Source organism: Stenotrophomonas sp., from assembly GCF_031995405.1.
Taxonomy (GTDB): Bacteria; Pseudomonadota; Gammaproteobacteria; order Xanthomonadales; family Xanthomonadaceae; genus Stenotrophomonas.
On record NZ_DAMAGC010000165.1, the window covers coordinates 1 to 7,589 of the forward strand.

Annotated in this window: 7 protein-coding genes; 1 reads left to right on the forward strand and 6 read right to left on the reverse strand. The window is 69.3% G+C overall.

What is annotated here, in order from left to right; all coding sequences use genetic code 11:
- Nucleotides 1-423: 423 nt before the first annotated feature.
- The 6 genes from RTO53_RS18690 to RTO53_RS18715 form a co-directional block, all read right to left on the reverse strand.
- On the reverse strand, nucleotides 424-1,434 hold the full coding sequence (locus RTO53_RS18690; RefSeq protein WP_312239191.1) for a VacJ family lipoprotein: 1,011 nt from the start codon (nucleotides 1,432-1,434) through the stop codon (nucleotides 424-426).
- Between the two features lies 1 nt (nucleotide 1,435).
- The gene (locus tag RTO53_RS18695; protein WP_312239192.1) at nucleotides 1,436-1,747 is read right to left on the reverse strand and encodes an STAS domain-containing protein; all 312 of its coding nucleotides are present in this window, start codon (nucleotides 1,745-1,747) and stop codon (nucleotides 1,436-1,438) included.
- Nucleotides 1,737-2,393 carry an ABC transporter substrate-binding protein gene (locus tag RTO53_RS18700; protein WP_312239193.1) on the reverse strand — a complete coding sequence of 219 codons (657 nt, stop codon included), beginning with the start codon at nucleotides 2,391-2,393 and terminating at the stop codon, nucleotides 1,737-1,739. The genes RTO53_RS18695 and RTO53_RS18700 overlap by 11 nt, the downstream gene beginning before the upstream one ends.
- Nucleotides 2,390-2,917 carry an outer membrane lipid asymmetry maintenance protein MlaD gene (gene mlaD, locus RTO53_RS18705; RefSeq protein WP_312239194.1) on the reverse strand — a complete coding sequence of 176 codons (528 nt, stop codon included), beginning with the start codon at nucleotides 2,915-2,917 and terminating at the stop codon, nucleotides 2,390-2,392. The genes RTO53_RS18700 and mlaD overlap by 4 nt, the downstream gene beginning before the upstream one ends.
- A 78-nt stretch (nucleotides 2,918-2,995) precedes the next feature.
- A complete protein-coding gene (locus RTO53_RS18710; protein WP_256776120.1) occupies nucleotides 2,996-3,745 on the reverse strand; it encodes an MlaE family lipid ABC transporter permease subunit in 750 nt (249 codons plus the stop codon).
- Nucleotides 3,745-4,533 (reverse strand): ATP-binding cassette domain-containing protein, encoded by a 789-nt coding sequence (locus RTO53_RS18715; RefSeq protein WP_312239195.1) that lies wholly within the window; start codon nucleotides 4,531-4,533, stop codon nucleotides 3,745-3,747. Before RTO53_RS18715 ends, RTO53_RS18710 begins: the two co-directional genes overlap by 1 nt.
- A 220-nt stretch (nucleotides 4,534-4,753) precedes the next feature.
- Between RTO53_RS18715 and recC the strand changes: the two genes are divergently transcribed.
- Nucleotides 4,754-7,589 (forward strand): exodeoxyribonuclease V subunit gamma (gene recC, locus RTO53_RS18720; RefSeq protein ID WP_312239196.1); only part of this gene is annotated, 2,836 nt, incomplete at its 3' end.

Consider the following 7,589-nt stretch of genomic DNA (forward strand, 5'->3'; position numbering starts at 1 on the left):
GGCGTCGGCCTGCGGCCGCCACCTCCTCCTTTATTTCGCCTCCAAGGGCATGGGGACCCAGCGACCGACCCACCGACCAGCGCAACAAACGCCTGGCTTCCATCTGCGTGCCGCAAGCCGAGCCCCTTGGCGGGCGGTAGGCTCCTGGGCAAAATCAAGGAGGAGGCCGCCACGCGGCCGGGGGACACTACGCCAGGGGCCTACCGGCTGCTAAGGGCCCCTCACGCGCGCGACAGACCCGAGCGAAGGCCAACACGGCGCCCGAACGATCCGACCACGCGCGTGGAGCCGTGTTCAATCTGTCACGCCCGTTGCAACAAGACGCGCCTTGCACGGGTAGAGGAACCAAAAAAACCCCGCCGAGGCGGGGTTTTTGTCGGCTTCCTGCGGGTAGGTACCCACCGTTGGCGGGCACGCCCTGGCTCAGTTGCCCCAGTTCGGCATCGGCATCGCATCGACCGGGATCGGGGCGGTGTCGTCGGCATCCTTGCCGCGCGTGTGCTTGTCGCGCAGGTCGTTCTCGATCTGGTAGTTGCGCCGCTGCAGCCACGCATCGCGGGTCAGCGCGTACTCGTCCACGGCGCTGTCGCGGATGTCATCCAGCGCCATCAGCTGCGAACGCATGTCCACCAGCTGCAGGCCCTGCAGGCCGATGCGTACCTTGTCTTCCTCGATCGTGCGGATCGGGGACAGCGGAATGTCGCCGGCCAGGCCGAACACATCACGCACGGTGCGCGGGCCGAAGAACGGCAGTTCCACGTAGCGCGAACTGCGCCAGCCCCAGGCACCCAGGGTCTGGCCGAAGTCTTCGCTGCGACGCGGCACCATCGCCTTGCTGGCCGGATCGAACAGGCCGCCCAGGCCCAGCGTGGAGTTCATGACGAAACGACCCAGGCTGTCCCAGGCATCGGCGGGGCGACCCTGCAGCACCTGGTTGGTGATGGTCACCGGGGCACGCAGGTTGCTGAAGAAGTTGGTCACGCCGGTGCGGGCGAAGCGCGGCACCACCTTGGTGTAGGCGGTGGCCAGCGGGCGGGCCACGGCGCGGTCGACCACGTTGTTGAAGCTGTGCACCCGGCGGTTGAACGGTTCCCACGGATCGTAGGCGGCCCGGCCGGGGGCGCTGCCGTCGGCCGAAGGCGCCGGACCACCGTACAGCGCGGCGAAGTCGTCTTCGGCATCGGTTGGCGCGGCCTGGCCGTCGGCCTGTGCGGTCGGCGCGGCGGTGCCGTCGGCGGCGACTGGCGCAGTGGCCGGTGCGGCGCTGGCTGCCGCTGGCACGCTGGCCGTGTCGTCAGCCGCGACGGCGACATCGACCGGCGCCGAGGCGTCCACCGCCACGCTGGCCGGTGCGGCCTCGCGGGCGGGCTTGCCGGCACAGGCGGTCAACGCCAGCGCGAGCACGAGGAAGGGGAGGGTGCGTATGACGTTCATGTCAGCTCGCGGCAGAGGGGGCATTGAAATCCAGGGACGGCGCCAACCGGTAGGCTGCGCTGAGTTCGGTGAAGCCGGCGGGAGCGCCGTTGATACGCGGTTCGACGCCCTTGCCGCGCAGGCGTGCGGCCAGTTCGGCCAGCAGCGCCAGGCCGGCGCTGTCCACCCGTGGCACTGCGGTCAGGTCCAGCACCTGCACATCGGCGGCGGCCTGCAGCGACGGCCACAGGGCCGTCACCGCGGCACGGTCGAGCACGCCGCTGAATACCAGCGACGTGCCCTGGACGCTGACGCTGGCCGGGTTACTTGCCACTCGGGGCGGCCTGCATGCTGCCGTTGCGCAGTTCGGTGGCCACCTGCTGGATCGACTTCTGGCGCAACGGGGCGTCGAACTGGGTCTTGAAGGTCTGCACGTAGGAGATGCCTTCGATCATCACATCGAAGATCTTCCACTGGCCGCCGACGTTGCGCATCAGGTAGTCGACCGGGGTTGCTTCGCTGCCGGCGCGCACCAGTTCGGTGGATACCTTGACGCCGCGGTTGCCCGGCAGCGGCGATTCGGACTTCAGGCGGAAGCTGGGCTTGCCCTGGATATCCAGCAGTGCCGAGCCGTAGCGCTGCATCAGGTTGTCGGCCATGGCATCGGCGAACAGCTTCACATCGGCATCAGAGGCGCCACGGCCGTGCACGCCCAGCACCAGGCGGGCGGCGTAGTCGCGGTCGAAGGTCTTGGTCAGCTCACCGTTGATGAAGCTGCGCAGCGCGGTCGGGTTGCTGCGGAACTCGGTGCGGCGCTGCTGCAGGGTGGACAGGATGCGCGTACTGGCATCGAGCACGACGGTGCCGGCCTGGCCCTGCTGGGCGCTGGCAGCGGCCGGCGCGGCCTGGGCGAAGCTGAGCGAGGGAGCACCGGCCAGCAGGACCGAGGCGAGCAGGACCGGGATCAGTTTGGTTTTCATTTGTGCGCTTCCGTAGCCGGCGCTTCCGCACCGGGAGCATCCTGGGGAGCGGCGCCGCCGGTATTGGCCGGGCCACTGAACATGTATTTGCCGACCAACTGCAGCAGATCCACCGCCGGCTGGGTGAACACGATCTCGTCGCCGGACTTGAGCACGTCCGGATCACCGCCCGGCTGGAGTCCGATATAGCTCTCGCCGAGCAAACCGCTGGTGAATATGCCCGCCGAGGTGTCGGCCGGCAGGTCCTTGAACTTGCCGTCCAGCTTCAGGGTGACGATGGAGTCGAACTTGGTCGGGTCCAGCTCGATGTTGGCGACCTGGCCCACCACCACGCCGCCGATCTTCACCGGCGCCTGTTTGCGCAGCTGCCCGATCTGGGTGAAGCGCGCCTTGAGTTCATAGCCGTCGCCACCTAGGCCCCAGCGTTGGTTGGTGGAGGCCATGGCCAGCACCAGCAGCGAGGCCAGCGCCAGCAGCAGGAAAGCGCCGACGGAAAATTCGAGTCTGGGACCGCGGATGGCCATGGGGTTATCTCACTGTTCTTTTGTCAGGTTCCCCGACGGGTGCCGGGGCGGGGTTGCGTTGCGTACCGTTCCGGGGAGTTACCGGAACATCATGGCCGACAGCACGAAGTTGAACATCAGCACCAGCAGCGAGGCGTTGACCACCGCGCGGGTGGTGGCCACCGAGGTGCCTTCGATGGTGGGTTCGGCGTGGAAGCCGACATACGACGCCACCAGTGCCGCGGTACCACCGAAGATGGCCGACTTCAGCATCGCCACGCCGAAATCGTCCCAGAAGTCCACGCTGTTGCTCAGCGCCGACCAGAACACGCCGTTGTCCAGGCCCAGCACGTGCACGGCCTCGAAGTAGCTGGCGCTGATCGCCATCGAGCAGAAGATGCCGGTCAGCAGCGGCACGGTCAGCACCGCTGCCCAGAAGCGCGGCGCCACCACCTTGGCGACCGGATCGATGGCCATCAGTTCCAGCGCCTTGATCTGGTCGGTGGCGCGCATCAGGCCCAGTTCGGCGGCGATGGAACTGCCAGCGCGGCCGATGAAGAGCAGCGCGGTCAGCACCGGTGCAAGCTCGCGGTACAGCGACAGGCCGAGCAGCGTGGACAGCGCATCGGCGGCGCCGAAGGTGGTCAGGGTGCGGTAGCCCTGCAGAGTGAGCACCAGCCCGACGAAGGCACCGCCGACGGCGATGATCGGCAGCGAGCGCGCGCCGACCTTGTAGATCTCGCGGGTCAGTTCGGCCAGGAAATCGGCGGTTGGCAGCGAGCCGCGCAGCACCGTCAGCGAGAACAGGCCCGCGCGGCCCAGCGAACGGGTGGCGTCAACGAACGGCATCAGGCAACCCTCGCGCGCGGCGCGGCATCGAACGGAATCGGGCCATCGGGCTGGCCATGCAGGAACTGCCGCAGCAGCGGGTCCTGGCTGGACTCCAGCGCGGCCGGGCTGCCCTGGAACACCACGCCACCATTGGCAATGGCGATCACCTGGTCGCAGATCGGCAGGGTCTCATGCACATGGTGGCTGACGATGATGCTGGTCAGCCCCAGGCTGTGGTTCAAACGCTGGATGAGGCTCATGATCACGCCCGAGGCGATCGGGTCCAGCCCGGTCAGCGGCTCGTCGTAGATCATCAGTGGCGGGTCCAGCGCCAGCGCGCGGGCCAGCGCCACGCGCCGGGCCATGCCGCCGGACAGCTCGCGCGGCCAGGCATCGGCGGCGGCCAGCAGGCCCACCGCGTGCAGCTTCATCTGCACCAGCCGGCTCAGGACGGCCGCGGGCAGGCGCGTGTGGGTGCGCAGCGGCAGGGCGACGTTTTCGGCCACGGTGAGGTCGGTGAGCAGGCCATTGCCCTGCAGCAGCACGCCCACGCTCTTGCGCATCTCCAGCAGCGCGCCGGTGCCGGTGGGGATGGGCTTGCCGAACAGGGTGACGTCGCCGGCGACCGGACGCAGTTCACCGGTCAGCGCCGCCAGGAGAGTCGACTTGCCGCTGCCCGATGGGCCCAGCACGGCGGTGATGCTGCCGCGCGGCACCTGCAGCGAAACGTCGCGCAGGATGCTGCGACCGCCGCGATCGATACGCACGTTGGACAACTGCACCAGAGGTTCTGCGGAAGCCGTCATGGAAGCCATTAACAAAATTCCAACGTTGTAAGATCGTGGTGAACGGCTGAACATAACCGAACTGGACCGTGCAGTATTGTCGCACGCCGGCCCGGGCCGACCTGCGACGGCGCTCGCAACACTCCGTATCGGATGACGGCATCCCGTCGTCGGGGGGCATCCCGGAGGACGCCACCCTCGTGATCGTGCGACAGCTGCGGCACACTGGCACACTGGCGCGATGACCGATGCTGCGTCCGACTTCCGCCTGTACCACTCCAACTCACTCGACGTCCTGGCCGCACTGCTGGCCAGCGAGGTGCGTACGCCGGTGTCCGGCCAGTCGATCCTGGTCCCGGAGGTGGTGCTGATTCCGCAGGTGGCGATGCGACGCTGGCTGCAGTCCACCCTTGCGGTCGAGTATGGCATTGCCGCCAACCTGACCTTCCTCACCCCCGGCGAGTTCGTCGCACGCGCGCTCAACGCCAACGTGCCCGGCGAGCACGACGACCTCACCGCCGCCGCCCTGCGCTGGAAGCTGTATGCCGCGCTGCGCGACCCGGCGCTGCTGGCACAGGCGCCGATGCGCGCGCTGCAGGCGTACCTGTCGGCGGCCGATCCGCTCAAGCCCTGGGCGCTGGCCGGCGAGCTGGCGGCGGTGTTCGAGAAGTACCAGGCCTGGCGCCGCGACTGGCTGCTGCGTTGGGAAGCCGGTGCCGACGCGCAGGATCCGCAGGCGATCCTGTGGCGGCACATCGCCAGCGGTCACCAGTACCGCGCCCGTCGCATCGATGCCTACCTGTCGCGCTTCGAAGGGGCGGGGCAGGCGCTGCCGCAGGGCCTGCCGGCACGGGTGTTCGCCTTCGCCACGCTCAATATTTCTCCCGACGTGCTGCGGGTGCTGGCGACCCAGGCGCGGGTCGGCACCATGCACTTCTACCTGCCCACCCCGACCCAGGCCTACTGGGGCGACCTGCAGACCCTGGGCGAGAAACTGCGCAGCGGCGCGCCGGATCCGTTCGGCGACGCGGCCGGCGAGAATCGCCTGCTGCAGGCGTGGGGCGCGGCCGGGCGCGATTTCATGGCGGTGCTGGGCAGCTACGAGGTGGTGCATCCGTCCGGTGAGATCGCCGCCTATGACGATCCCGAAGACGACGCGCGTGCGGACATGGACGCCGGCGGATTGTCCGACAGCCTGCTGCATCGCCTGCAGCGCGATCTTTTCCATCGCCGCGGGCAACCGGCCGGTGAGCGCCGTGACGGCCTGCGCCGCGACGATCCCAGCCTGCAGGTGCACGCCTGCCATACCCGACTGCGTGAACTGCAGGTGCTGCACGACCAGTTGCGCGGGCTGCTGCAGGATCCGCGCTTCGAGCCGCCGTTGCAGGCCCGCGAGATCGCGGTGCTGGCCCCGGACATCGATCCCTACGTGCCGTACCTGGAAGCGGTGTTCGGCGGTCGCAGCGGCGGTGACGACCACATTCCCTATGCGCTGGCCGATACCAGCCCGTTGGCCGGCGAGCCGCTGGCCGATGTCTTCGTGCACCTGCTGGGCCTGCCGGTGTCGCGGTTCGGCTTGAATGAAGTGCTGGACCTGCTCGCCAGCGCGCCGCTGGCCGAGGCGGCCGGGCTGGATGCGGCCGACTTCGATCGCCTGCACGACTGGCTGCAGGCCGCCGGCGCGCGCTGGGGGCTGGATGCCAACCACCGCAGCCAGCACCAGGCCCCGCGCGATGATGCGTTCACCTGGCAGTTCGCGCTGGATCGGCTGCTGCTGGGGCATGCCAGCGGCAGCGATGGCGATATCGCCGGCGTGGCGCCTTGGCCGGAACTGGAAGGCAGCGCGCTGGACGCGCTGGACCGCCTGCTCGGCCTGTTGCGCGTGCTGGCCCGGTACCAGAAGGCGCTCGGCGATGCCTTGCCGCCGGCCCAGTGGCGGCAACGCCTGCTGGCGCTGCTGGATGCGCTGTTGCCCGAGCCGCCGCAGGCCGCCAACAGCCAGCGCGCGCTGGAGCGCCTGCGCAAGCTGATCAACGAATTCGCCCGTGACGCCGAGCAGGCCGATTTCCACGGCGCGGTGGCACCGGAAGTAGTACGCGCGCATTTCGCCGGGGTGTTGGCCGAAGCGGACACCCGTGCCCCGCTGCTGACCGGCGGGGTCAGCTTCGGCCGCATGGTGCCGATGCGCCTGCTGCCGTTCCGGGTGATCTGCGTGCTGGGCCTCAACGACGGCGATTTCCCGCGTCGCGACCCGGCCGCCGGACTCAACCAGCTCACCGCCGAGCTGGGCACCCCCCGGCGTCGGCATGGCGATCGATCGTTGCGCGAGGACGACCGCTTCCTGTTCCTGCAGCTGTTCGCCTCGGCGCAGGACGTGTTCTACCTCAGTTACCTCGGTGCCGACCCGCGCGATGGCAGCGTGCGCGAACCCTCGGTGCTGGTCAGCGAACTGATCGATGCCGCCGCCGACTATCACCTGGCACCGGCCAGCGCCGCCAGGGAGCTGACCGTGCGCCATTCGCTGCAGCCGTTCGCTCCGGCCGCGTTCGGCGGTGGTGACGAACCTCGGCGTTTCAGCTATCGCCAGCAGTGGCACCCGGCCGCCGGTTCGCTCGGCGGACAGCGGCGCGCGCTGGCGCCGTGGTTCGACCAGCCATTGCCGATCCCGGACACGGTGCCGGACGAGGCCGACCTCAGCCTGGACGCGCTGCGCCGCTTCCTTACCGACCCGGCCAGCCAGTTCCTGTCGCAGCGGCTGGGCCTGCGCCTGCCTGAAGACCTGGGCGATGCCGATGACGTGGAGCCGCTGGTCATGGCCGCACGCGGCAGCGACACCCTGTTGCTGCAGCAGGCGGTGATCGAGGCCACCCTGGACGGGGACGAGGCGCCGCTCTACCCGCGGCTGCGCGCCCGCGCGCTGCTGCCGTCCGGCGCGTTGGGGCAACGCCAGTTCGACACGCTGCAGGCGCAGACCCGCCCTTACGCGCAGGCGCTGGCCCACTGGCAGGCCGGCACCGACGCCGACAGCCGCCGGTACGAGGTGGAGATCGATGGCGTGCGCCTGCACGGCCGCATCG